This is a genomic window from Paenilisteria riparia FSL S10-1204 (assembly GCF_000525995.1).
Classification (GTDB): Bacteria; Bacillota; Bacilli; order Lactobacillales; family Listeriaceae; genus Listeria_A; species Listeria_A riparia.
In genome coordinates this window covers 14864-39848 of the sequence record NZ_AODL01000041.1, presented here as the reverse complement: position 1 = coordinate 39848, position 24985 = coordinate 14864, and the positions used below count along the sequence as shown (strand labels likewise).

The following is a 24985-nucleotide window of genomic DNA, read 5'->3' as shown; positions in this document are numbered from 1 at the left end:
TATCTAACTTTTACCAATACTACTAAAAATCAGCGTGTACGACAAGCATCCATTTTCGTCGTTAAAAAGCTCCGTTCCGAATGCTCACGTACGCTAGTACGCTCCGCTTCGGTACTCGCTTTTGCCTAGAAACTGGACGCTTGTCGACACGCTGAGGTTTGGAGGCACGGACAGGTTTTCTTTTAGGTATAATTTTTCTTCATTCCGCTAACTTTTTATAAGTTAGTTCTTTTTTTTTGAGCAAAACGCTTGAAAGTCAAAATAGGTCAGAGTATAATAAAGGCATAAGGTCAAATAAAGTCAAAGTCAGACCTAAAAACCTATTATGTAGGAGGTTATATATATGAAATGTCAAAACTGTAATCAAAATGAAGCTACAATTCAACTATACATGAGCGTTAATGGGCAGCGTATGGAGATGCCGTTGTGTCCGGATTGTTATGCGCAACTTCGTGCATCTGCAGGCAATCGTGGTCAAAATAATTTCTATTCACCGATGGATGAGTTCTTCGCAAACATGGCTGGGGAACAAAAAAGAGCGCCTCAACAAGAGAGAACGGCTGTCAAAACACAAGCGCTGGTGGTGGACGTGGAGGCCTGCTTGACGAATATGGTACGAACTTAACAGCGATGGCTCGCGAAGACAAACTCGATCCCGTGATTGGCCGTGATGACGAAATTCGCCGCGTTATTGAAATTCTAAATCGTCGTAATAAGAACAATCCTGTTCTTATCGGGGAACCTGGTGTAGGTAAAACTGCAGTTGCAGAAGGCTTAGCAAATGCGATTGTAGCTGGAAACGTCCCTGCAAAATTGCAAAATAAAGAAGTTATTTTGCTCGATGTTGCTTCTCTTGTTTCCAATACAGGTATTCGCGGTCAATTCGAAGAGCGCATGAAACAATTAATTAGTGAACTTCAAGCGGATGACCGGACGATTTTGTTCATCGATGAAGTGCATACGATTGTTGGTGCCGGTTCTGCGGAAGGTTCGATGGATGCTGGTAACATTTTAAAACCAGCACTGGCTCGTGGTGACCTGCAAATGATTGGTGCCACTACACTGAAAGAATACCGTAAAATCGAGAAAGATGCGGCACTTGAACGTCGTTTCCAACCAGTACTTGTGGATGAGCCAACGATCGATGAAACAATTACCATTTTGCGAGGTTTACAGCCAAAATACGAAGCGTTCCACCATGTTCGTTTTGCCGATGATGCGATTGAGGCCGCTGCTAAATTGAGCGATCGTTACATTCAAGACCGTCATTTGCCAGATAAAGCGATCGATTTGATGGACGAAATTGGTTCTAAATATAATTTAACGTTAGACCACATCGATCCGAACACGATTAACGAACGCATCGTGACACTAGAAGAACAAAAAGATGCCGCGCTCCGCAATGAAAATTACGAAGAAGCAGCAACAGTTCGCGATGAAATTACAAAACTAAAAGCGTTGAAAGAAGCTGGGGCACCAATGGATGTTCCGACGATTCACGCTGCAGATATTCAGAGCTTAATCGAAGCAAAAACAGGCATTCCAGTCGGTCGCTTGCAAGCTGATGAACAATCAAAAATGAAACATCTGGAAGCCAATCTCCAAGCAAAAGTTATCGGTCAAGATGAAGCAGTAAGCAAAGTTGCCAAAGCTATTCGCCGTAGTCGTGTCGGCTTGAAACAACAAGATCGCCCAATTGGTTCCTTCTTGTTTGTTGGTCCAACTGGTGTTGGTAAAACAGAACTTGGCCGTACGCTTGCCGCTGAAATGTTCGGTTCTGAGGATGCTATGATTCGTCTGGATATGAGTGAATACATGGAAAAACACAGCGTCTCCAAACTTATCGGCTCCCCTCCAGGCTATGTTGGACATGAAGAAGCTGGTCAACTTACTGAAAAAGTTCGCCGCAACCCGTACAGTATCATTTTGCTAGATGAAATGGAGAAAGCACATCCTGATGTTCAACATATGTTCTTGCAAATTTTAGAAGATGGCCGTTTAACGGACAGTCAAGGTAGAACGGTGAGCTTTAAAGACACGGTTATTATCATGACAAGTAACGCCGGGGCAACGCTCACAGAAGCTTCTGTAGGTTTTGCTACAACTGCTGACCAAGTCAAAAAAGAATCACAAATTCTTGACCAACTTGGCGACTATTTCAAACCAGAGTTTTTAAACCGTTTGGATGCGATTGTGACATTCCAAAGCTTAGATAAAGAACATCTATTAGTTATCGTGGACTTAATGCTCGCAGATTTGAATGCTATGTTAGCTCCGCAAGACATCGAGCTGACGGTTCCAGCTGAAGTCAAAGAAAAATTAGCAGACATTGGTTACGACCCTAATTTCGGAGCAAGACCGCTTCGCAGAACGATTCAAACACATTTAGAAGATGCGATTGCTGACTTCATGATTGAACAACCAGATGCCAAATCGCTTGTCGCAACACTCGAAAATGATGTCATTGCTGTTCAAGCAAACTAAAAACCATGCCGTACTTCTCTTTTAAACAAGAGAAGTGTGGCATGGTTTTTTTGTTTAAAATTTAAAATCCGATAATATGATAACCACTATCCACGTGGATCATTTCGCCTGTTACGCCACGAGATAGACCACTGAATAGGAACAATGCTGTATCGCCTACTTCTTCAGCTTGTGTCGCGCGTTTTAATGGTGCTTTTTCTTCGACAACGGCTAGTGATTCGCTGAAGCTACCAACGCCACGAGCTGAAACGGTACGGATTGGGCCAGCGGAAATCGCGTTGACACGCACGCCGTCTTTTCCTAAGTCCATCGCCAAGTATTTCACGCTAGCGTCAAGCGCTGCTTTAGCAACACCCATGATATTGTAGTTCTTCACCACGCGCTCGCCACCAAGGTAAGTCAACGTTACCAAGCTTGCGTCGTCTGTTAACATTTCCAAATGTTTCGCTGTACGTGCAATAGCTGTGAATGAATACGCGCTAACTTCGTGTGCTTGCAAGAAGCTTTCACGATTTACTTCTAAGTAATCGCCTGCTAAGAAGTCTTTGTTGGCAAATGCGATACAATGTGCAATCCCAGAAATTTTACCGACTTTAGCTTTAATTGCTTCGAATGTAGCAACAATCGCTTCTTCTTTGTTAACATCACATTCGATAACAAGTGGATTTTGGTTATTTTCATTTAGCGAACCGACAAGTTCATCAATGCTACGTTTTGAACGGTCATCTGCATATGTAAAAATCAGATTAGCCCCTGCTTCATTTAGCGAACGAGCAATCGCCCAAGCTATACTTCTTTTATTAGCTACGCCCATTACGACATAGTTTTTTCCCTCTAATGATAAATTCATGTCTTTCATTTCCTCCTTAAAATTACGCGATTCTCTTCATTTTACACGATTCCTCGTATTTTTAAAACCATTATTCTTTGCCTATTTCCAAAACTTGCGCTAAATCTTGCGCCAGTTCACTGCCCCACGCCATTTTTTCTTCGGTGAAAGGATGGATTAGTTCAAGGTGGCTGGAATGCAAGGCGTGGCGTTGCAGAAGCTCGAGTGGGCCGCCGTACATGCTATCGCCAACAAGCGGATGCCCAATATGTGAAAAATGAACGCGGATTTGATGGGTGCGCCCAGTTTCTAGTTGAATGTTGACATGGTCAAAAGTTGGGTAGCTTGCGATGACTTCATAGTTCGTCTTCGCGTATTTGCCGTCTTGGACAACAGCGCGTTCAATGAGACTGTCCGGATTTCGACCGATTGGCGCGATAATACTGCCAGACTTGCTCGTCATATTTCCCGAGACAAGCGCCTGATATTTCCTTGTCACATGACCAGTTTGATGCAACTCGCTCAGTCTGCCATGAGAAAACCGGGTTTTCGCAATAAGCATTAAACCTGATGTTTCTTTGTCGAGCCGCGTCACGATATGAATCGCCGAATCGATGCCGTTCTGCTGATAATGACCCTTCACATGGTTGGCCACAGAGCCGCTCGGATGATATTGTGACGGAATACTCGTCATGCCTGCAGGTTTATCGAGCACCAAGATAAAATCGTCTTCAAAAACAATCGCTAAGTCGCCAAATTCAGCAAGTAAGCGCTCGTTTTCTTGTTCTTTCGGAAAAGTAATCTGCACATAATCGCCCGTTTTGACGCGATACAAGACATTTTCTTCGTTGCCATTCACTTGAATTCGGCCGTCTTCTGCGAACTTCACTGCGGTTAGTAGTAATTTCGAGACATGTTTATTTCGTAAAAAGGTGCGCAACATCAGATCGTTTTCCTCCGCTGCGACAGTCCATTCTAATTGCATTTTTGGTGTACCTTGTTTGCTTACAAGTCGTAAGCCTTGCCTTTCTTTTTGATTGTCGCTATTCCTCGATGAAGGAATCGTGAACTCTCCGCCAAAATGGGAACGAGCGGAAGCGCGCAAACATCACTTTCTGGTGCGCCACGTCATAGCGAATCTCGTGGACATCGCGGTGTAGAATACTTAGGTGATCAATCGATATTTGGAAATCTTTATCATTCACTGGCTTTAAAGTCACCGAATGATGTTTTGGTAAAATTAGCGGAGAACCTATCGTTCGATAAACGCGGTTGTTGATGGATGCCATTTCTGTTAACTGCATCGCTTCGATTGACGGATGCATTAACGCCCCACCTAATGCTTTATTGTACGCCGTCGTCCCTGATGGTGTGGACATACATAAACCGTCTCCACGGAATCGTTCGAAATGCGAATCATTAATAACTACATCGACAACAAATGGTCCACCTGAACTTTTGACAGTCGATTCGTTCAATGCCAAATAGATTTTTTCTTTATTACCACCATATTTAATCGTCGTTTTCAAAAGTGGATAAGCCGCTGTATCGTATTTTCCTTCCACAATCGCAAACACTAATTTCTCTGCTTCTGATGGGCGCCAATCGGCATAAAAACCTAAATGACCCGTATGAATACCGACAAATGTTACCTTGTCTAATCGGCGCTGGTACTCATGAAAAGCCGCAAGTAATGTGCCATCTCCACCGATGGAAATAACGATTTCTGGTTCCACTTCATCGTACTCCATATCAAAATCATCGAAATAACCGATTATCTTGAGACGCAACACGTCCGATTTCTCATCACCTCTAGAAGTGATTGCATACTTCATTCTATGTCTCCCCAATCTTCACCTACATGCCAGCCCGTTCAAACATTGCTAATTCTTCGGCAATGTATGATGGTTCGCATTCTTATCTTTTGGCACTTCTTTATTTTTCGTGAAATAAACTTGTGCTTCTTGCACTTCCTCGCGAATCTCGCTCATCTCTTCGTCAAGTCGGAAAGCCGCTTCTGCCGCACGTTTTAATCTCACATTGATTTCTTCTGGAAATTCACCTTGATATTTATAATTCAGCGAGTGCTCAATTGTCGCCCAAAAATTCATTGCTAGCGTGCGAATTTGAATCTCTGCTAAAATTTTCTTTTCGCCTTGTACCGTCTCAACAGGATATTCAATCACTACATGATAAGAACGGTAGCCGCTAGGTTTCTTGTTCGTAATATAATCCCGCTCTTCGATAATCCGAAAATCATTGCGCTGACGAAGTAAAGAAACAACAACGTTAATATCATCTACAAACTGACACATCATCCGCAATCCTGCGATATCTTGCATTTCTTCAACCAAACGGTCTAGCGGAATATCTTTCTTATTCGCCTTGTCCAAAATACTTGAAACTGGTTTTACACGACCCGTTACAAACTCAATTGGCGAATGGTTATTAGCCAGTTGAAACTGCGATCGCATTCCCTTTAATTTAATTTTCAATTCTTCTACTGCTTGTTTATATGGCGCTAAAAAATCTTCCCAATGATTCAAAACACTCACCTCATATGTCGATTTTCATTATGTGATAAACTTGCTCGCCTTCTATTTTAGCATATTCGTGCATCTTTTCCTTCTATTTACCTCTGTCTTTTTTGATTTTGATTATTTATGTTAGAATGGTGGCATAGACAAGCTAGGAGGAGATTTATTTTGTCAATATCAAAAGTACGTGAATTACTGGACAACAGGTCTTACGAAGAAGCAAAAGAAGCCGCTGAACGCGCATTGCAAGACGATCCAAACAACGCACTCCTGCATTATTATGCCGCATGGAGCTGTGACGGTTTAAGCTTAGAAACGTCCGCCATCCCCTACTATGAAAAAGCACTCGAGCTAGGACTTCCAGACGCAGACCTCGCAGACGCCTATATTGGTTTAGGTAGCACATACCGCGCTATCGGTAACTACGAAAAAGCAAGCGAAACTTTCAACAAAGCGCGCACTGCCTTCCCCGACAACAAAGCCATCACTGTTTTTGCAAGCATGGCTCTATACAACTCGCAAAACTACAAAGAAGCGATGCAACTTGCTATTCAAATTATCGGCGAAACATCTACTAATTCGGATATTATCGCCTACAAAAAAGCCATTCTAAACTACGCGCATGATTTAGACGCCGTTTGGGAGTAAAGGAGCGAAATACAATGAGTCAAGATTTAGAAATCGAATTTAAAAATCTACTAAGCATGGAGGAATATGACGCCTTAATTGTCGAATTCGGTCTAAAAGAAGAGGATTTCTTCACGCAAACCAATTATTATTTTGATACGTCTGATTTTCAGTTGAAAGAAAAGCTTTGTGCCTTGCGCATTCGCAAACGTGAACTACATTACGAGCTTACTTTAAAAACACCCGAGCAAGTTGGGCTACTAGAAACAACACAGATTTTAGCAGAAGAACAAGTAACTGCTATCCTAGACGGCGCCAACATCCCAGTTGGTCAAGTCCGCGACGCTTTGCAATCGCTTGGCATCAACCATGAAACACTACATATGTTCGGCTCCCTCACCACGACACGCGCTGAAAAAAACTACAAAAAGGGGCTCCTTGTTTTTGACAAAAGCTTCTACGCCGACACGCACGATTTCGAATTAGAATACGAAGTGAGCGACTTTGACAAAGGTAAGGATATTTTTGACCGCTTTTTAAAAGAACATGGTATAAAAAAAAGAGAAACACCAAATAAAATTTTACGTTTTTATCATGCAGTGCACGCGGCAGAGTAACACATTGCTATCACTCAATGACTGCGGATTCAAAATTTTTATCCAGCATCCTAAATAATAAGAAATGTTACAGTTCCGTCAAATTTGGGTAAGGAAATTTTTGATTTTTGATTGCAATCATTTGTTAATTTAAGTTTCCACTGCTAAAATATAGTTATAGTAGTATGAATGGTGCGGTAAGCATAGTCGATAAACTTCATTGCAGATTGATACATACATGCACGCCGTACATTGTCTAGTTCCAATAGAATTAGAATCTAAAAAAACAGGTGATAGCAATGATAAACCAAAATCTATATCTTCAATCGGTCTGCAATAGTAAGCCTATTGAGATTTATCTTTTTTTTGACCCAGCGTGTACAGATTGCTGGAATATGGAGCATACAATTCGAAGGTTGCAGATGGAATATGGCAACTATTTCAAGTTGCGCTATGTCCTTCACAACAACCTCCAAACTGTCATTTCCAAGCAAAAGCGAGATTCCTGCACACTGCCACAGTCAGAAATGGCTCACATGTCCTACGTTTCCTGTCTTGCTGTGAAAGCAGCGGAATTACAAGGCAAACGTCAAGGCATTGATTTCTTGCGTAAATTACAAGAATCCCATTTCATCGATGAAAAAGATATTTCACAAGCCGAGGTTCTCTATGAAACCGCTCGGATGGTTGGCCTTGATTTGAATGAGTTCAAGAACGACTTGCAATCTAATCTCGCTAAACGTGCCTATATCGGTGATCAAAAAGTAGCGCATGAGATGGAGATAAATGAAAATCCAACCGTTGTTTTTTTCAATCGAAATATTGAAGATGAGGGTCTAAAGATAAGCGGTTTACATCGGTATGATGTGTATGTGCATATCCTTTCCGAGTTGCTCAATCATTTCCCAGAACCCAAAGAAGCGCCAACACTCGAGGAGTACATGGAGCAAGTCCAGATTTCTACAACGAAAGAGATAGCTAGTTTATATGCTTTGCCTGAGAAACAAGTAGAACGTCAAATGAAGAAATGGCGCCTACAACAAAAAGTGACAATGGTCGACTCTAAAGACGGCCAAACCCTTTGGAAATACGTCGCATTATAAAATATAGTATCCAGGAAAATAATCACTACCTCTCCCTAAATTGGACAGATAGTGATTATTTTTTTCATACTATAAAACACGGCACCTTGCTTTGATAAACTTAAATGAGCACCCCGAGCCTATTATTTCACGGTGTATTCTAATCGAACTTTCATTGAAATGACGTTGGGATTTCATCCACATGCTTTATTATAGAGAATGTAAAGCAAGGACTGCAATTAGTTTTCTCCCCCTTTTTTCTAATTGTGCTGTCCCTTAACAAACTCCTTTTTTTCGACCAGCTATTCCCCTGTAGCTGGTCGTTTTTTTTATTGCTTTGGACTTGATAATAATTATTATTCTCAATTAGATATTAATTTTCTCAATTAAGTTGATTTTATGCTTAAAAGAAGTTACAATAAATCTTAACTAAGCAAGGCATTGATAGATGATTTTTATTTTTTAGTAAAGATAATAATTATCATTTAAGAAAGTGGTGACTGCAACATGCAATTTGTTAAACGGAATATTGAATTACTGGCAGCTTGTGTCAGCGGCTTTCTTATTTTAATTGGCTGGATGCTTCCTGTGACTAATATGACGTCGATTATCTTTATTAGCGCTTTTATTATTGGCGGTTTTGCGAAAGCTCGAGAAGGTATTTTAAGCACATGGCAGACGCATAAATTAAATGTGGAATTGCTCATGATTCTCGCGGCTATTGGTGCTTCTATTATTGGCTATTGGCTAGAAGGCGCTATTCTTATTTTTATTTTTTCATTGAGCGGAGCATTGGAAACATACACAACAAACAAAAGTAAGCGTGAAATTACGAATTTGTTGGAGATACAGCCCGTTACAGCATTTTTACGCCATGCTGATAATACGGTAGAAGAAGTTTCTGTCGAGTCACTACAACCTGGAGATTTATTACTAGTAAGGCCCGGTGATACGATTCCTATTGATGGTGAAATTGTGTCTGGCACTTCAAACATCGACGAATCGGCTATTTCTGGTGAACCTATACCGATTGAAAAGCAAGCCTTAGATACCGTCTATGCCGGAACAGCCAATTTAAACGGTGCCCTAACAATAAAAGTGACACAAACAGCTGAAAACACATTGTTTCATAAGATTATACAGCTAGTACAGCAAGCGCAAGAAAAACCATCTATGACCGCACGATTTATCGAAAAATTTGAAGATACCTATGTGAAAATTGTACTTTTATTTGTTGGTATCATGTTGTTTTTACCGCATTTTGTATTTGGGTGGGACTGGACAGAGACATTTTACCGCGCAATGGTACTTCTCGTTGTTGCCTCTCCTTGCGCCCTAGTAGCTAGTGTAACGCCTGCAACATTGGCAGCTATTTCTAACGGTGCTAGGAATGGTGTTCTTTTTAAAGGTGGTATTTATTTAGAACGTCTGCAAAGTATTCCCGCTATCGCTTTTGACAAAACAGGTACATTGACACAAGGAAAACCGAGTGTGACAGACATTACGTTAGATAAAACGATTGATCCTGCCATTATCGCAACGATGGAAAACCAATCGACACATCCGCTCGCACAAAGCATTGTAAAAGCCCTAGATGCCAAACTACTACCTGATATTGATGTTATAAACGTCCCAGGTTACGGTGTAAAATCACAGTATCGCAAGCAAGAATGGCGCATCGGAAAAGCTGATTTCGTAGGAAAAACCGCCGCGATGCGATTTTTAGAAGAACATAACCCAGTACTAAGCAATCAGGGAAAGACACTTGTCTTCGTGTCATGTGACCAAGAAGTTGTCGGTTTGTTTGCTCTAAAAGATATTCCTCAAACCGCTGCTAGAACAACAATTGATGAGCTCCATCATATGGGAATACAGACAATCATGATTACTGGCGATTCTAAACAAACCGCGGATGCAATAGCAGAAGAATTAGGTATAGATACGGTTATCGCTGACTGTTTGCCTGAAAATAAAGTAGATCATATTCTGACCTTACAAAAAAAAATATGGTGCTGTTGCTATGCTTGGTGATGGAATTAATGATGCCCCTGCCTTGGCTAATGCAGATGTTGGCATTGCTATGGGTGAAGGAACAGATGTCGCAATCGAAACCGCGGATGTTATCTTGATGAAGAACGATTTATCCAAACTTGCTTTCGTTGTAAAACTCTCCAAAAGACTACATCGAATAACATGGCAAAATATTATTTTTTCATTGTGTGTTATTTTTCTTTTAATACTTTCAAATTTTTTTCAACTTATCAATTTACCGTTTGGCGTTATAGGTCACGAAGGTAGCACAATTTTAGTTATCCTTAATGGCTTGCGATTATTGCGCTAACTACAAAAATGTACCTCCTAAATCACTAGCTTCACTAGTTTTTTAGGAGGTACATGTCTTTTTATTCAGTGTTTACATATGTTCCAAGCGCTCAATTCGACTTGAAATTGGTGGATGGGAATCGAACAGGCCCGCTTTTTCTTTTCTTCTTTTTCTCACCTTTAGATGGTGTAGTAAAGTAGATTGATTCGGACGCAGCGCTTGGTTGTTTCATCTTCGTTGTATCGCCGCCAATTTTTCGAAGTGCATCTGCTAAGCCTTGTGGGTTACGCGTCAATTCAATCGCTGTTGCATCCGCCAAGTATTCACGGTTTCGGCTGAGCGCAAATTGAATCGCAGTAGCAATAATTGGTGCCAAAATAACAAAAACTAATGCGATAATATAAATGATAGCTTGCGCACCACCGTTATTGTTATCATTGCTCTTCCTATTGTTATTCCCACCTGTAATACTACCCCAAAAAAGCATTCGCATCGCTAAATCAGACAGAATCGCAACTACGGCAACCAAGGCAATCGCAATTGTTGAAAGGCGAATATCATAATTCCGAATATGTGCCACTTCATGCGCGATAACGCCTTCTAGCTCATAACGCTCTAACTTGTTTAGCAAACCACGTGTCACGGCAACGGCACCTTTTTCAGGAGAGATTCCCGTGGCAAAAGCGTTTGGGCTGTCATCTTCTACGATATATACTTTCGGCATCGGAACACCAGCTACCATCGCCATGCTTTCCACCGTGTCCCAAAGCACTGGCTCCTGATCTTTAGATGTGATTTCTTGCGCACGATTCATCGCCATAACAACTCTCGAACTCGAAAAAATCATGATTGCAATGTAAATCGCGCCAATGACTGCGGCCATAATTAAGCCGTTCAAGTAATTGTTATAAACTAAAATCCCAATCGCGCAACCAACCAACATCACAAAAATGAAGAATCCTAAAACAATGAACACTGTCTTACGCTTATTTGCCGCTATTTGTTCAAATAACATGGCGCATTCTTCCTTTCAGTGTTTTAGAATTGAACTTTTGGAACTACTTTTTCTTCTTCTGGTGTTGCAAGCATGTCGCGTTTTGTGAAACCGCCCATCTTGGCAACGATGTTAGAAGGTACTGATTCAATCTTTGTGTTGTATGTCATGACTGTTGTATTGTACAGTTGGCGTGAATAAGCCACTTTGTTCTCCGTTGTTGCTAGTTCGTGTTGCAATTCGATAAATGATGTATTTGCTTTTAAATCTGGGTAAGCTTCTCCAAGTGCAAAAACAGATTTTAGCGCACCTGTTAGCATGTTGTCAGCTTCCATTTGTTGATTGCGTCCGTCTGCTGGAGCTTGTGTCATCATGTTACGCGCTTCAACGACTTTCGCTAATGTTTCTTTTTCGTGTGATGCATAGCCTTTTACCGTTTCAATTAAGTTCGGAATCAAGTCAAAGCGACGTTTCAGTTGCACATCGATTTGCGCCCAAGTTTCCTCTACTCTGTTACGATATTTTACAAGGCTGTTATACATGCCAAAATAAATTAAGACAAGTATGACCACAACCGCGATAGCAATAATCCATCCTATCATGTTCAAACAACTCCTTTTCTCATTTGATACTATTATACCAGTCTTCCTACCTAATCACAATCATTCGCAAGCCCGAATAAACCAGAGATAACCTCCTATTCCGAAAGGCAATCTCTGGTTTTATATTTTATCTATTTTTTACTTTTGTACGTACACGCTCTACTTTTTTCTTGCGCATAAAATAAAATTCAGCGACTGGGTGATCCACGGCCATTTTAACCGTCATCATTGCATTTGGTGCACGATCAATCGGTTCATCAAATTCATTCCAAAGCTCTGTCACGACTTGCTTAAAGCCAACCTCCCCTGGACCGTAAAATTCGATTTCCTCGCCTACACCAAAATTATTACGTTGTTGCAACGTCGCGATTTTCGTTTCTGGATTATAGTCCAACACTTGCGCCGCGAAAGCGTATTGTGGAATCTTACGCGTTTTGCCGAATAGTTGCTCGTCTTCCGTTGGCTCTTGGTAAAAGAATCCCGTTGACAACTCGCGCTGCGCTACTTTCCAAAGCTCTTCTTCCCACGCAGGATCGAATACAAAATTATCAGGGTCTTCGCAGTAAGCATCGACAACTTTCCGATACACACTAGCCACCGTCGAAACATAGTGAATCGACTTCATCCGGCCCTCAATTTTCAAACTATCCACGCCTGCTTCAACCATATCAGGGATGTAGCGAATCATCGAAAGATCAACCGCACTCATCGAAAACGGCTCTTCATCCTCATCCACAATATTTCTTGGTAAGCCGTTATCCATTTCGAAAAGGTCATATTTCCAACGACAGCTTTGTGCACAGCCACCACGATTCGCGTCACGATTCGCCATATGATTAGACAACGTGCAACGACCAGAATATGAAATACACATCGCGCCATGGATGAAAGCCTCCATCTCAACATCTGTATTTTGGCCAATTTCCTGAATCTCGCTCATGCTCACCTCACGCGCCAAAACAACGCGCTCCAAACCTTGCTGTTTCCAAAATTCCAATGTCTTGTAGTTTGTTGCCGAAGCTTGCGTCGATAAATGCACAGGAAGCCCCGGCGCATCCGCAAAACAAATACTAATCAACGCTGGGTCCGAAACGATTACCGCATCAATCCCGATATCACGCAACGTCCGAAAAAACTCACCCGCGCCTTCCGTATCACCATCATGCGCCACCATATTCGCTGCCACATATACTTTGGCATCACGTTCATGTGCAAACGCCACACCTTCTTGCATCTCCTCATACGAAAAATTCCCCGCACGCGAACGAAGCCCGAAAGCTTGCCCACCAATATAGACAGCATCCGCGCCATAGCGAATTGCAATTTTTAATTTCTCAAGATTCCCTGCTGGTGCTAGAACTTCTGGTTTTTTCAATATTCTTCTCATCGATTATGCCCTCCTATTTCACTTCATCTGGTTGTTTCAAAAAGAATCCTGTTCCAAGTACACGCGTGGCTGGTTGTAATTGTGCCAACTTATTCACAAAAGTTTCCGCGACAAACTCGCCTGCTTCAAGCGCTTCTTTTGCCTTCACAAACAGCGCAGCAATCGCGACAAAATCCTCACCCGGCAATAAAACACCGTCCAGCTTCCACGTTCTAAGCCCCGCACGGTAAACTCTTTCCAAATACGGCATCAACGACAAATCTTCTGTTGAAAAAATATGCGTCCCATTCTCATCTTCATAAATCGGTAACTGGCTTTCCGCATCGTTTGGTTCACGTAAATAGAGCCCACGTTCCTTCGATGTATCATCTTTAATTTCCACGATATTGTGATAATTCGTCACTAGTTTCCGCTTCGATTGGTGAATACATGTTGGTCCATACACCTGCACCTCAATCGGCACATCCATTTTCGCCGTAATCGCTTCAAGCTCAATTAACGTTAGCTCCCGCGCCATCACTGCCCCAACAGCCCCTTGTTTCACCCAAAAATCCACTTGTTCTGCACTTGTCACAAATGTTTGCGCGTCATAAATAAACGGCAAATCCAGCTCCATTTCGTGCAACATAAAAACAACACCAGGATCTCCAACCGTGACCGCATCCACTTTCATGTTAGCTAATTCACGTAAATAATCAGGTAAATCCTTCAAATGTTCATTATGCATTAAGGCGTTCACTGCAACGAGCACCTTTTTCCCTGCCCCATGCGCTTTGTTAGTAATTTCACGTATATCGGCAAGCGAAAGTGATTGCGGCATGCGCAGTCCAAATCGACTACCTCCAACATATAATGTGTCTACCCCCGCGCCTAGCAACGATTCAGCTTGCATAACTGACTCTGCCGTGGCAATAATATTCATGTTAATCTCTCCTTTGATCTGTTTAACCTACTTGAATAGATTAACACAGAAGTACCAAGCCATCAAGAGCAAAAAAGAACCCGTCCACTAAGACAGGCTCTCCTTCTCAAACTATTCTTGTTCCTCTTCATGCTCCACACGTTCCATCCGTAACAAACGCATCACCGGTCTGTAGTTCTGACTCACCAATCCTAATACCTCGACGAAAAACTCGACCACAATTAGTAAAATGAAAATAAGCAAGAACGATCCCCAGAACGTCGACATCGTAAAAATAAGTGCAAATAATGAAAATAACATCGAAATACCATAAATCAAAATAACCGTCTGCCGATGTGTAAATCCAAGTTTCATCAAACTATGATGCAAATGCGACTTATCCGCCATTGCAATCGGTGTCCGGTGAACAACTCGGCGAATAATTGCTAAAATCGTATCAAAAATTGGCACACCAAGAATAAGTACGGGCACAATCAACGAAATAAATGTCACATTTTTGAAGCCCATCAACGACAGAATCGCGATAATATAACCGAGAAACAATGCTCCAGTATCACCCATGAAAATTTTGGCGGGGTAGAAGTTGTATGGTAAAAAACCAAGCGTTGAAGCGGCCAGCACAGCCGTAATCATAATAACAAGCGGATCTCCCATTACAAAAGCCATTCCCATGATAGTTAAAAGTGCGATTGTTGATACACCAGCAGCCAAACCGTCTAGTCCATCAATCAGGTTAATTGCATTTGAAATCGCCACAATCCAAATAATTGTAAGCGGAATAGAAAGAATACCAAAGTGGATTTCACCACCAAACGGCAAGTTAATAAAGGTAATATTAATACCGCCCCAGAAAACAATGATTCCAGCAGCAATCACTTGACCAAGCATCTTGTAACGCGCTTGTAGCTCAAATATATCATCCAATATCCCCGTCAATACAACAACAGACGCCCCGATAACAAGCGGCCACATTAGCGTTTTATCAATTGGTAATGAGAAAATCCCAATCAAGAACGCAATAAAAATAGCGACCCCGCCTAGGCTAGGTATTGGAACTACGTTAATTCTTCGTTTATCTGGTTTATCTGTTATATCAAATCTAAGTACTATTTTCCTCACCACAGGAGTTAGTAGCAACGAGGTGAGGAAACAGGTTAAAATAACGGAAAGCATCAATGTCTCGTGCCCCTTTCCTTTTTGGGAGTTGCGATGGTTCTTTGCCATCTTGTACTTAAATACCTAACGCGTAAAATTCACAATGCTCCCAATAATTATACCCCTAACCTATGAAAAAATACAATGAAAATCCTTTTCAAAAAAAAAGAAATAACTGCCTATAACACCTGTTTTTCTGAATTCTCATGAAAAACTCATAGAAATGCCAGTGACAGATTTGCCAGTTTGTAGTAGAATAGGAAGTGACAGAAAACTTTTAGAGAGGTTGAGACGCTAATGCGCGCAGAGAAACGCACAAAAAAGAAAAAACGAACAGGTTTACGAATTTTCCTATGGTCTATTTTAGGTATTTTCTTAATTTTGGGAGGAATTGTTGGCTATGCCGTTTTCCAAACGAAATCAACGATGGATGAGATTTACGAACCTGTAAAAGAAGCTGCTAATCCAGTAAAACTAGATGGCCAAAACCCGTTCTCCGTTTTAATTCTCGGTGTTGACCAACGTGATGGTGATGTTGGGCGTTCCGATACAACCATGGTTGCAACCGTCAATGGTACAACGAATAAAGCACAAATTTTAAGTATTCCTCGTGATACAAAAACCGAAATCATTGGTCACGATTCCACAAATAAAATCAATGCTGCCTATGCTTACGGTGGTGTAAAAATGGCTGAAGATACAGTAACAAACTTCTTGAATGGTATTCCAATTAACTATTACATCAAGATTAATATGGAAGGCTTGAAAGATTTAGTCGACGCTGTTGGCGGTGTAGAAGTTTATAATGATATGGACATCAGTTTAAAAGGTAAAGAATTCAAGAAAGGTAACATCACACTTAATGGTACAGATGCACTTGCCTATGTTCGAATTCGTAAATCCGATCCGCGTGGTGACTTTGGTCGTCAAATGCGTCAACAAGAAGTTATCCAAGCTGTTGTTAACAAAGTGGCAACAACACAAACATTATGGAACTTCGATCAAATCTTATCCGCAGTTGGTAAAAACATGCAAACCGATTTAACAATGACAGACATTACTCGCATTGCTAAGAACTATATTTCCGCACGAAACAATGTGGAGAACATGACAGTCGCTGGTGATGGCGGTATCTCAGATGGAATCTGGTACTACAACGTATCTGATGCTGAACGTCAAAAACTACATGATAGCTTGGCTAAAAATTTAGAAATCAAATAATTAAAAAGCACAATGTGTATATATGTTGATTAAAAAAGCAGGATTTCCCGTCTATGGTTTAGATAGGAAATCCTGCTTTTTACTATGATTCATATATGCCACTTTTGTGACCAACCTCTAAAGCGAGAATTATCAGTTCTCCATCATTAATCTTACAAATAACGCGGTAGCGCCATTGACCTGCGCTTTTTCCAAGCAAAGGTTTTCCGCTTACACGAGGATTACCGGCACCATCAATGTGTTTGGCAAGCCATCTTAAAATGGTACGGCTAACTTGTTTATCTAGTTTGGACAGTTGCTTTTCGAATCTTGGTGTTGTTCTGGCCTGATAGCTCATTCATCCGTATTCTGACATAACATCGGATAAAGGACGCGATTTAGGCCGTTCTAAGTATTCTTCATATGCATAGTCAGCTACACGAGCATCGTATTCATCTTCTAATTAACTAAAAATAACACTAACTGCAACAATAACCCCAATCAACAGCGCAAACATAATCCAAGCTACTGGCCGCGCCATATTTATCGTCCAACCAACACCAAACCGTTTTTCAACAAAAAGGGCTGGATCTTGGCGATTCACGTAAAATACGCCGAGTTTCCAATTCGCATCATCATCACGAATTGGCTTACGATTCGCTTCTCCACTATCCTCTAGCTTCAAACGACTGCCACCTTGCCCCACGCGAAACATCAAGAAAATCAGTCCACCAAATATAATGACAAGAACAACAGCTACAGAAATACCTATCACAACCGCAGGAATTTCAAAAATGAACGATAATTGAACGACCATAAAAAGAAGAATTAACAATGTTGCCATCAATAAATTGAACTTACTATAGATTTGGCGAAACATCACATTGCGCTTCATAGAAAGCGTCGGATTATCGTTATCAATCACTTGTTTACTTCGCGTCATCATATAATTAATAAAGATAAACAAACCAAGCATTACTATTTGCATCACTGGCATCATCATCACCGTGCGATAACTTTTTGTCGCATAATTCGTCACTTCATTATCGAAATTATAATGCATCGGAATCTGATTCGAAATTTGACTGTAATAAATTACTGTCAAGCCAATGGTCACCAAAATCACGGCTAGCGGAATCAAATACCAAATATACGAAATCGTTAATTTTTGGCGGTGAAAAGTCGTGTCTACCATCACAATATCGACCTTGTCTGCCACGACTTCTAAATGCTCACGTTTCCAAGCAAGCGTCGCCCGATAAAAACGAATATAAATCAAAAACGAAATGACACACACAGCCAAAATCGCAATAATAAGCACTACCGCTTGCCCATTCTCATTCCCATTTAACATCGCTAAAATTACCGCAACAACAATCGTCACCGCAGCACCCACAATCAGATTCCATTGCACAAACTGCCGCTTCATCTTCCGAATCAATGGATTCTTCGCGGCCTCTTCGCCGATCATAACCCCAAAACTTTCCCCACGACGAATAACGTATGGTGTCACCGCTTGTAACCCCACTACTATAATCATCATTCCTATAAAATATAATATTTCCATTATTGCTCCTCCTTAGGTGCTATTTCCTCATAGATTGCCATACAAAGCATACCCCATTCTTCTTTCGTCACCGACCTGCAAATCGACTCAGCAATCAGTGGTCTCACTTTACGACGCAATTTCGCATAAAACGCCTCGCTCGCCTTCTCCACCCCATCAGGATGGATGACAACCCCTTTTTGGCGATGAATTAAAATATATCCTTCTTGCTTTAAAAGTTGATACGCCTTATTCACTGTATGAAAATTAATGCCGATATCGCTCGCTAAACTACGTACAGACGGCAATTCATCACCTGGTTTTAGTTGTTTCTTGGCAATTCCCTCGATAACTTGATACATAATCTGCGTATAAATTGGTTCTTCTGCCTGTAAATTAATCTCTAGTAGCATAGCCGTCCCTTCTTTCTACAACTGTTATATATATAGTATAACAACTATCTATAAGAAGTCAAGCAAGATTACGGTGGTATTTTAGACTGTATGATGGTACTATTAAGGATAGCCTACATAGGGAAAAACAATAATGAGAGGGGACCTATAATGAAGTTGTCACGTTTTAGGGAGTCCAAGTTGTTCTTTTGGACAGTAGAGATTTTGGCGCTAGTCGCGATTTTATTTATATTGAATAAGCTAAGCTTCTTGTTTGCGCCGGTTGGGGTCATTGTTTCCACACTTTTCTTACCTATTTTGATTTCTGGATTTTTATTTTACATGTTTAATCCTTTAGTCTTATTTTTAGAAAAGCGCAAGGTTCCGAGATTAGTTAGCGTTTTAAGTATTTTTGTCATTTTTATTGGAGCTGTTGTCCTTGCGGTTGTGCAACTCGGACCGATTTTAGCAGAACAGGTTGCTTCGCTTGTCAGAGAAGCGCCGAAATACTGGGATCAATTCCAACATTGGTGGGATAATTTAGTTCAGAATAGTAATATCAAAAATGTCGATATTAAAGCAGAGATGGAGAAGTTAAATATTTCGATACCCAAGCTTTTAGATACTGTAATCAGTAGTCTAACTGGGAGTCTAGGCATGATTTTCGGTTTTATTTCTGGGTTTGTGATGATTCTTGTCACCGTACCATTTATTCTTTTCTATATGTTTAAAGATGGTCATAAGTTCCTTGACTCAAGTGAGAAGTTCTTTCCAGCGGGTATTCGTAAAGAGGCTCGTGAAATGATTCAAGCAATGAACAAGACAATTTCAACATATATTTCTAGCCAAGCAATTGATTGTTTATTCGTCGGTATTTTCACGATGATTGGGTATTTCATTATTGGCGAACCCTATGCTCTACTATTTGGCTTAATTGCTGGGGTTACGAACATCATTCCTTATTTAGGGCCATTCATTGGGGCAGCACCAGCCGTGATTGTTGCACTTTTCGATTCACCGTTACAAGCGATTTTAGTTATTGTGGTCGTAACAATCGTGCAGCAAATCGATTCGAACTTATTATCACCATATATCATGGGTAAATCACTATCTATCCATCCACTCACTATAATCATCATCTTAATCGTGGCAGGAAATCTAGCTGGTATTTTCGGTATGATTCTAGGTGTACCAACATACGCAGTCGTAAAAACATTAATCGTTAATCTATCACGACTGATAAAACTGCGAAGAGAAGGCATCGAAGCTGAAAACAAAAGAAAATCTAGCCAACTAAAAAATGCTGGAATGGGAGTCTTCAAAACTCTCGTTCCAGCATTTTTTATTGTTTAAATGCAATTGTAAATGTGAGCATCTTATCTTTATAAGCAACATCAAACATGGCATCCGAGCGTTTTGCTAATAGATCAATGATCGCAAGGCCTAGTCCGGTACTATTTCCACTTCGCACACGATCTGCAGTATAAAAACGTTCAATTAGCCTTGGCACATCCTCTTCTGTTAAGTTACTCGCTCGATTTTCAAAAGTCATTGTCGGCTTACCATTTTCACGTGACAAAGCAATCTTCATCGGCGCCTCGCCATGCTTTAACATATTTGAAATGAAGTTATCGATGATGCGTTGCAAAACTCTCCGATCGACAAGAGTCATAATATCCGGCTCAATCGCAATCTCTGGTATCACCTCTTTTTTGGAAAAGTCTTCATAATATGACGTCACAACTTCCGTCAAGAATTCAGAAATTTGCACTACTTCCGGATTTAATTGCCCTTCATCATTTGATAATTTCGAGAGGACAAAGAAGTTTTCCACCAATTCGGTCAAGATTTGGATTTTATGTTTGATAATTTGACTATATTTATGGCGTTCTTCAGGTGTCATTGCGTCGCGTTCCATGAGTTGCAAATAGCCTGATAAAGAAGTTAGCGGTGTTCTTAAGTCATGCGAGACATTTTCAATCGTTTCGCGTAATTCTTTGTTTAACGTATGAAACCGCCGTTCTGTTTTCGATTTTTCTTGTAGTAGTTCGTTGACAGCGAGAAGTAACTGTTTGATTTCGATAGAAGCAACGTCCATCGTGAGTAGCTCATTCGAACCGTTTCGTTTGGCGATGTCGCGTATTTGTGCCGTTGTTGTTCGCAATTGTTTCTTGATTAATACAACCCAACCGATCAATATAAGAATGACTGCACCCAAAATATAAACCATATACCCCGCCTCCTTCGCTGTCTTCATTCTACCACATTATTTTACTTCTTTAAATCGGAATACTAACCAACCTAAAACGGCGAAGACAACCATATATGCAAAGCCTGTAAGAATGTTTGTCGTAATGGCGTGCTGACTTAAAGCTGATAAATTAGACATAACTCCAATTTTGCTGAATAAATACATATCTTTAATAATTGTCCATTTTGGTAAAAAGACATTCACTAGGTTTGTAACTACTGGTTCTAGGAATAAGTAAACTAGAATGTAAGTAACAATCGCGATACTTTCTTTTGGAATAATGATGAAAATGAAATACCCAACTGTAATTAAACCAAGGTACAGCGGAATTTGTGCTAACATGCCAAGTGCCAAGTTTCCAAAATCAACGCCACCCATAAATAATTGAGAGGAGATGCCGATTGCTACTGTGTACACAAGCAGCATTAATGTTGCAACACCCCAGCCTGTTAGTAATTTTGAGAAATAAAAAGTAGTTCTTGAAACACCTGAAACTAAGACATTTTTAGCAACACCAGCAGAAAACTCAATGCTCCACAAATTAGTGAGAATAGAGATAAATCCCATGGCTAAAACAACACTAAAGGAAAGTACGATTTGAGCAACTTGTGTCCCATTTAATGAAGAGGTAAGGATCGCTTTATCGGCATCGGTCAAAGCTGCTCCGTCTTGTGATAACGAAATCCAATCGACATTTAATGCTAAGTAAATTAAGCCCGCAACTGCAACTGCAATAACAATCAATGTCGCAAATGGCATCCACATTTTCCCCTTTGTCAAACGGTAACTATCAGCGCGAATTAATCCTATCATTTCTGTTCCCCTCCAATTAAGTCAATAAAGTATTCTTCCAAATTAGCTTCTACTACTTTGAGCTCTGTAATGATAATACCTGCATCAAACATGACTTGGCTAATCTTTTCTGGCTCATCAATATATTCAAAAATACGGATACTACCGTCACTATGCACTTCGTATTGGTACAATTCTAGGAGGCTTTCTAAGTGTTGGACTGCGGATTCTTTGTTTAGTGTTTTTAAAACAAGATAGCGGCGGCTTTCAGATTCTAGTTCTTCTTTGGATAGTTCTTTGACTAGACGACCGTTGTTAATGATGCCATAACGATTAGCAATAAGTGCTAATTCGGTTAAGATATGGCTTGAAATGAAGACCGTTGTGCCATACGTTTGGTTCAATTTCAAAATAATATTCCGAATTTCAATAATTCCCATTGGATCGAGTCCATTAATTGGTTCGTCAAGAATTAAGAAATCTGGATGGTGCAAAATGGCTAAACCAATACCTAATCGTTGCTTCATTCCCATCGAAAAATTACGGTATTTTTTGCGACCGGTATTTTCTAAGCCGACAAATTCTAATACTTCATTAATTCGATTTTTGTCTGGGATGCCTTTTTGTAGTAAATAGTAATTTAGGTTTTGATGGGCAGTCATGTTTGGATATAATGATGGGCCTTCGATGACTGCGCCGATGCGTTTGCGCGCTTGGTGAATATCTTTTGGATGGGTGGAGCCGAATAAAGATACGTCGCCTCCATTTTTGTACATTAGTTCTGTTATTAGGCGGATAAATGTTGTTTTCCCCGCTCCGTTCTTCCCTATGAAACCGTATATATCACCTTTTTGTACGGTCATATTGACATGATCAACAGCGTAATTATCCCCAAATTTTTTGGATAGTGCTGCTGTTTCTAAAATATTTTCCCTCATGTTTTGTCATCCCCTTCTTGTTTTGATAGGTTAACTATAACGCAGAGGTTTCAAGTATGTATGAATAAAAACTTAAGAAATGATTAAGAGGGGGTTTGGGAAGTTTAATTTCGGAGGGGCAAGGAGAAAAAGAGGGAGAGGAACCTTTATGAAAAGCAAGAGTCGCGCCTTCCTCCGAATACTTATTTGATGCTAGGAATTTTTGGTTTGGGTTGCTGGTTCTTATGAAGCGTCGTTTTCTGAGTTAGAACCTCAATATGCAGTTTAATGAAATGAAACTGCCTTCGTTTCGTGGCTTGTAATGGGAAACAATGTTTGTGTTAGCTGAGTTTGGCGTCGTACTTGGCGCCTACGGATCCAGCTTCACACGCCAACCCTTCGGAGCTTTCACAGCCTCCATAAAAATCAAAACAGGATTTTTATTGCGCCTGCTCCAAGCTCTGTCAGGGTTAAACGGGCGTGTTCAGCTTTTCAATTTTTCATTTTAAACCCAATCCCCCAAACCGTCTCGATATAATCCTTATCAGGCTTGGCTTTGTTTAGTTTGCTACGGATGTTACTCATGTGGACGTTGACGGTGTTTTCGTCAATGTACTCCGTTTCGCCCCAGACGGATGAGAAGATATTTTCCTTAGTGAAGACTTTTTTTGGATTGCTGATAAGTAGTTTTAGAATGCCGAATTCGCGGGCGGTTAGGCGGATATCTTGACCATCAATCTGGGCGTTGTAGCGATCTGTGGATAGAGTCAGGCCCTGCCAAGATAGGGATTCGTTGACGGGTTCTTCGGTTGGCGTTTTTCTTAGTTGGACTTCTACGCGTGCTAAAAGTTCTTCAATATCAAACGGCTTGGTTATGTAGTCGCTGGCTCCTAGCTTTAATAGATCCACTTTATCCATAATTGTGTTTTTGGCGGAAATGACGATGATGGATGCGCTTTGCTTGGTGATAATTTCTGCTATCAGTTCTTCGCCAGTCATTCCTGGTAACATTAAATCGCAAAGCAGGAGATCAAATGTTTCATTGTTCCAATGTAATTTGGCTTCAGTTCCTGAGAATGCTTGTGTTACAGCGTAGCCTTCACGCGTTAGCACCTCGTAGATTAAGTGGTTGATGTCGTTATCGTCTTCTGCAATCAAAATTTTCCCCTTTGTCATATGTAACACACCTTTCTTCTTTTTCTATTATCTTCTCATAACCTACTAAAAATCGCAAAAAAAGATAGCGACTGCACATATCACAATCGCTATCTTTATTCATCATAATTTCTCTTGTAAGAATTCGCTGATTAATTCAAATGTCTCGTCTGTTGCAACGGACGGTGTGCTCATGAAGTCATGTGGTACTTTCTCGAAACGCTTCGCATAAACTGGTACACCAGCGTCTTTTAATTTCTTGGCATACGCTTCACCTTGGTCGCGCAATGGGTCGTATTCTGCTGTGGCAACGAATGCTGCTGGTAATTTTGAAACGTCTTTACTGCGAATTGGTGCAACAAGTGGGTCATATTTACGATCGTTGGCACCAGATAAGTATAGTTTGAAATATTTATCCAAAGATTCTTTCGTCAAAACATAGCCTTCTGCAAACTCATCCATGGAAGGATAAAGCACCGAAGCATCTCTTGAGAAAATATCCACTGGCGGATATAGCAAAATTTGTTTCGTCACGTTTGGCGCACCTTTAGATGTAGCAATTTGAGATACAACCGCGGCGATATTACCACCAGCACTGTCTCCTGCTACAACGATTTCACCAGATTTAGCTCGCAAACTTGTTAAATGTTTGGAAATCCAAACAAGTGTAGCATACGCGTCTTCAATGGCTGCTGGGAATGGATTTTCTGGCGCTAGACGATAGTCTACAGAAATCACACGGTATCCCGTTGTTTTTACTAATTTACGCGCGATAGCATCGGCTGTCTGTACACTACCTGTTACAAAACCGCCACCATGGAAATAAACCATTAATGGGTATGGGCCGTCTGCTTCAGGTGTATAAATACGCAAACCAATTTTGCCGCCAGGACCATCAATTTTTTTTATCTTCTACTTCGCCAACTTCAATTTCTTTCGCTGCTGGAAGTGCTTTTTGAGCTAAGCGGATGTATTTGTAACGTGAATCTACATCAGATAGCGGTGCTGTCTTTCTCACATAATCTTGTGCTGCTTCTTCCAAATTATCGAGTACTTTCGGGTCGTATTCACGCTTACCAACTGCCTTCTTGTAGATGAAGAAAATCACGACTAGCGGTAATAATACGACGCTAACCACAATAATTCCAATCCATTTCAATATCTGTTTCATTGACGCTCACTCCTCATACATAA

The 24985-nt window shown here is 40.7% G+C and carries 20 protein-coding genes and 4 pseudogenes; 7 read left to right on the top strand and 17 right to left on the bottom strand.

What is annotated here, in order from left to right; all coding sequences use genetic code 11:
* Positions 1 to 343: 343 nt before the first annotated feature.
* A pseudogene (locus tag PRIP_RS15475) lies at positions 344 to 2484 on the top strand (ATP-dependent Clp protease ATP-binding subunit).
* A 61-nt stretch (positions 2485 to 2545) separates the two neighbouring features.
* On the opposite strand, the gene fabI reads toward PRIP_RS15475, so the two are convergent.
* The 4 genes from fabI to yjbM form a co-directional block, all read right to left on the bottom strand.
* Complete coding sequence (fabI, locus tag PRIP_RS15470; protein ID WP_036102442.1) at positions 2546 to 3334, bottom strand: enoyl-ACP reductase FabI; 789 nt, start codon at positions 3332 to 3334, stop codon at positions 2546 to 2548.
* Between the two features lie 70 nt (positions 3335 to 3404).
* Positions 3405 to 4298: an RluA family pseudouridine synthase gene (locus PRIP_RS15465; RefSeq protein WP_036102440.1), complete on the bottom strand. Its 894-nt coding sequence runs from the start codon at positions 4296 to 4298 to the stop codon at positions 3405 to 3407.
* Positions 4299 to 4356: 58 nt separating this feature from the next.
* Entirely contained in the window at positions 4357 to 5148 is a 792-nt protein-coding gene (locus PRIP_RS15460; protein WP_036102437.1) for an NAD kinase, read from the bottom strand.
* 48 nt (positions 5149 to 5196) lie between these two features.
* Positions 5197 to 5859, bottom strand: a complete 663-nt coding sequence (yjbM, locus tag PRIP_RS15455; RefSeq protein ID WP_036086503.1) for a GTP diphosphokinase — start codon at positions 5857 to 5859, stop codon at positions 5197 to 5199.
* A 159-nt stretch (positions 5860 to 6018) separates the two neighbouring features.
* Here yjbM and PRIP_RS15450 point away from each other — a divergent pair, with 159 nt between their 5' ends.
* The 4 genes and pseudogenes from PRIP_RS15450 (at position 6019) to PRIP_RS15435 (ending at position 10496) form a co-directional block, all read left to right on the top strand.
* Positions 6019 to 6498 carry a tetratricopeptide repeat protein gene (locus tag PRIP_RS15450; protein ID WP_241434205.1) on the top strand — a complete coding sequence of 160 codons (480 nt, stop codon included), beginning with the start codon at positions 6019 to 6021 and terminating at the stop codon, positions 6496 to 6498.
* 14 nt (positions 6499 to 6512) lie between these two features.
* The gene (locus PRIP_RS15445; protein WP_036102433.1) at positions 6513 to 7094 is read left to right on the top strand and encodes a CYTH domain-containing protein; all 582 of its coding nucleotides are present in this window, start codon (positions 6513 to 6515) and stop codon (positions 7092 to 7094) included.
* A gap of 278 nt (positions 7095 to 7372) precedes the next feature.
* Positions 7373 to 8176 carry a protease adaptor protein YjbH gene (gene yjbH, locus PRIP_RS15440; protein WP_036102430.1) on the top strand — a complete coding sequence of 268 codons (804 nt, stop codon included), beginning with the start codon at positions 7373 to 7375 and terminating at the stop codon, positions 8174 to 8176.
* A gap of 486 nt (positions 8177 to 8662) precedes the next feature.
* A pseudogene (locus PRIP_RS15435) lies at positions 8663 to 10496 on the top strand (heavy metal translocating P-type ATPase).
* Between the two features lie 72 nt (positions 10497 to 10568).
* On the opposite strand, the pseudogene htpX reads toward PRIP_RS15435, so the two are convergent.
* From htpX to PRIP_RS15410, 5 genes and pseudogenes are all read right to left on the bottom strand, one after another.
* Positions 10569 to 11493: pseudogene (htpX, locus tag PRIP_RS15430) on the bottom strand (zinc metalloprotease HtpX).
* Between the two features lie 23 nt (positions 11494 to 11516).
* The gene (locus PRIP_RS15425) at positions 11517 to 12074 is read right to left on the bottom strand and encodes a LemA family protein (RefSeq protein WP_036086493.1); all 558 of its coding nucleotides are present in this window, start codon (positions 12072 to 12074) and stop codon (positions 11517 to 11519) included.
* Between the two features lie 127 nt (positions 12075 to 12201).
* Positions 12202 to 13461 carry a peptidase U32 family protein gene (locus PRIP_RS15420; RefSeq protein WP_036102426.1) on the bottom strand — a complete coding sequence of 420 codons (1260 nt, stop codon included), beginning with the start codon at positions 13459 to 13461 and terminating at the stop codon, positions 12202 to 12204.
* A 13-nt stretch (positions 13462 to 13474) separates the two neighbouring features.
* Entirely contained in the window at positions 13475 to 14383 is a 909-nt protein-coding gene (locus tag PRIP_RS15415; protein WP_036102423.1) for a peptidase U32 family protein, read from the bottom strand.
* A 111-nt stretch (positions 14384 to 14494) separates the two neighbouring features.
* Complete coding sequence (locus PRIP_RS15410) at positions 14495 to 15556, bottom strand: glycosyltransferase family 4 protein (RefSeq protein WP_149023859.1); 1062 nt, start codon at positions 15554 to 15556, stop codon at positions 14495 to 14497.
* A gap of 279 nt (positions 15557 to 15835) precedes the next feature.
* Here PRIP_RS15410 and PRIP_RS15405 point away from each other — a divergent pair, with 279 nt between their 5' ends.
* Positions 15836 to 16759 carry an LCP family glycopolymer transferase gene (locus PRIP_RS15405; protein WP_036102417.1) on the top strand — a complete coding sequence of 308 codons (924 nt, stop codon included), beginning with the start codon at positions 15836 to 15838 and terminating at the stop codon, positions 16757 to 16759.
* A gap of 82 nt (positions 16760 to 16841) precedes the next feature.
* Here the strand turns inward: PRIP_RS15405 and PRIP_RS15400 are convergent, their stop codons facing one another.
* From PRIP_RS15400 to PRIP_RS15390, 3 genes are all read right to left on the bottom strand, one after another.
* Positions 16842 to 17096 carry a type II toxin-antitoxin system RelE family toxin gene (locus tag PRIP_RS15400; RefSeq protein WP_036102415.1) on the bottom strand — a complete coding sequence of 85 codons (255 nt, stop codon included), beginning with the start codon at positions 17094 to 17096 and terminating at the stop codon, positions 16842 to 16844.
* A gap of 105 nt (positions 17097 to 17201) precedes the next feature.
* Complete coding sequence (locus tag PRIP_RS15395) at positions 17202 to 18305, bottom strand: DUF1648 domain-containing protein (protein ID WP_036102412.1); 1104 nt, start codon at positions 18303 to 18305, stop codon at positions 17202 to 17204.
* Positions 18305 to 18697 carry a GntR family transcriptional regulator gene (locus PRIP_RS15390; protein WP_036102410.1) on the bottom strand — a complete coding sequence of 131 codons (393 nt, stop codon included), beginning with the start codon at positions 18695 to 18697 and terminating at the stop codon, positions 18305 to 18307. Before PRIP_RS15390 ends, PRIP_RS15395 begins: the two co-directional genes overlap by 1 nt.
* Before the next feature lie 150 nt (positions 18698 to 18847).
* On the opposite strand from PRIP_RS15390, the gene PRIP_RS15385 reads away from it, so the two are divergent.
* On the top strand, positions 18848 to 20029 hold the full coding sequence (locus tag PRIP_RS15385) for an AI-2E family transporter (protein ID WP_077913050.1): 1182 nt from the start codon (positions 18848 to 18850) through the stop codon (positions 20027 to 20029).
* On the opposite strand, the gene PRIP_RS15380 is transcribed toward PRIP_RS15385, so the two are convergent.
* The 5 genes and pseudogenes from PRIP_RS15380 to PRIP_RS15360 all read right to left on the bottom strand — a co-directional run bounded on the left by PRIP_RS15380 (position 20019) and on the right by PRIP_RS15360 (position 24962).
* Positions 20019 to 20906: a sensor histidine kinase gene (locus PRIP_RS15380; RefSeq protein ID WP_036102407.1), complete on the bottom strand. Its 888-nt coding sequence runs from the start codon at positions 20904 to 20906 to the stop codon at positions 20019 to 20021. The genes PRIP_RS15385 and PRIP_RS15380 overlap by 11 nt on opposite strands.
* A gap of 36 nt (positions 20907 to 20942) precedes the next feature.
* Complete coding sequence (locus tag PRIP_RS15375; RefSeq protein WP_036102404.1) at positions 20943 to 21740, bottom strand: ABC transporter permease; 798 nt, start codon at positions 21738 to 21740, stop codon at positions 20943 to 20945.
* Positions 21737 to 22657 (bottom strand): ATP-binding cassette domain-containing protein, encoded by a 921-nt coding sequence (locus tag PRIP_RS15370; RefSeq protein WP_036102401.1) that lies wholly within the window; start codon positions 22655 to 22657, stop codon positions 21737 to 21739. The genes PRIP_RS15375 and PRIP_RS15370 overlap by 4 nt, the downstream gene beginning before the upstream one ends.
* A gap of 471 nt (positions 22658 to 23128) precedes the next feature.
* Entirely contained in the window at positions 23129 to 23812 is a 684-nt protein-coding gene (locus PRIP_RS15365) for a response regulator transcription factor (RefSeq protein WP_036102399.1), read from the bottom strand.
* 102 nt (positions 23813 to 23914) lie between these two features.
* A pseudogene (locus PRIP_RS15360) lies at positions 23915 to 24962 on the bottom strand (alpha/beta hydrolase).
* Between the last annotated feature and the right edge of the window lie 23 nt (positions 24963 to 24985).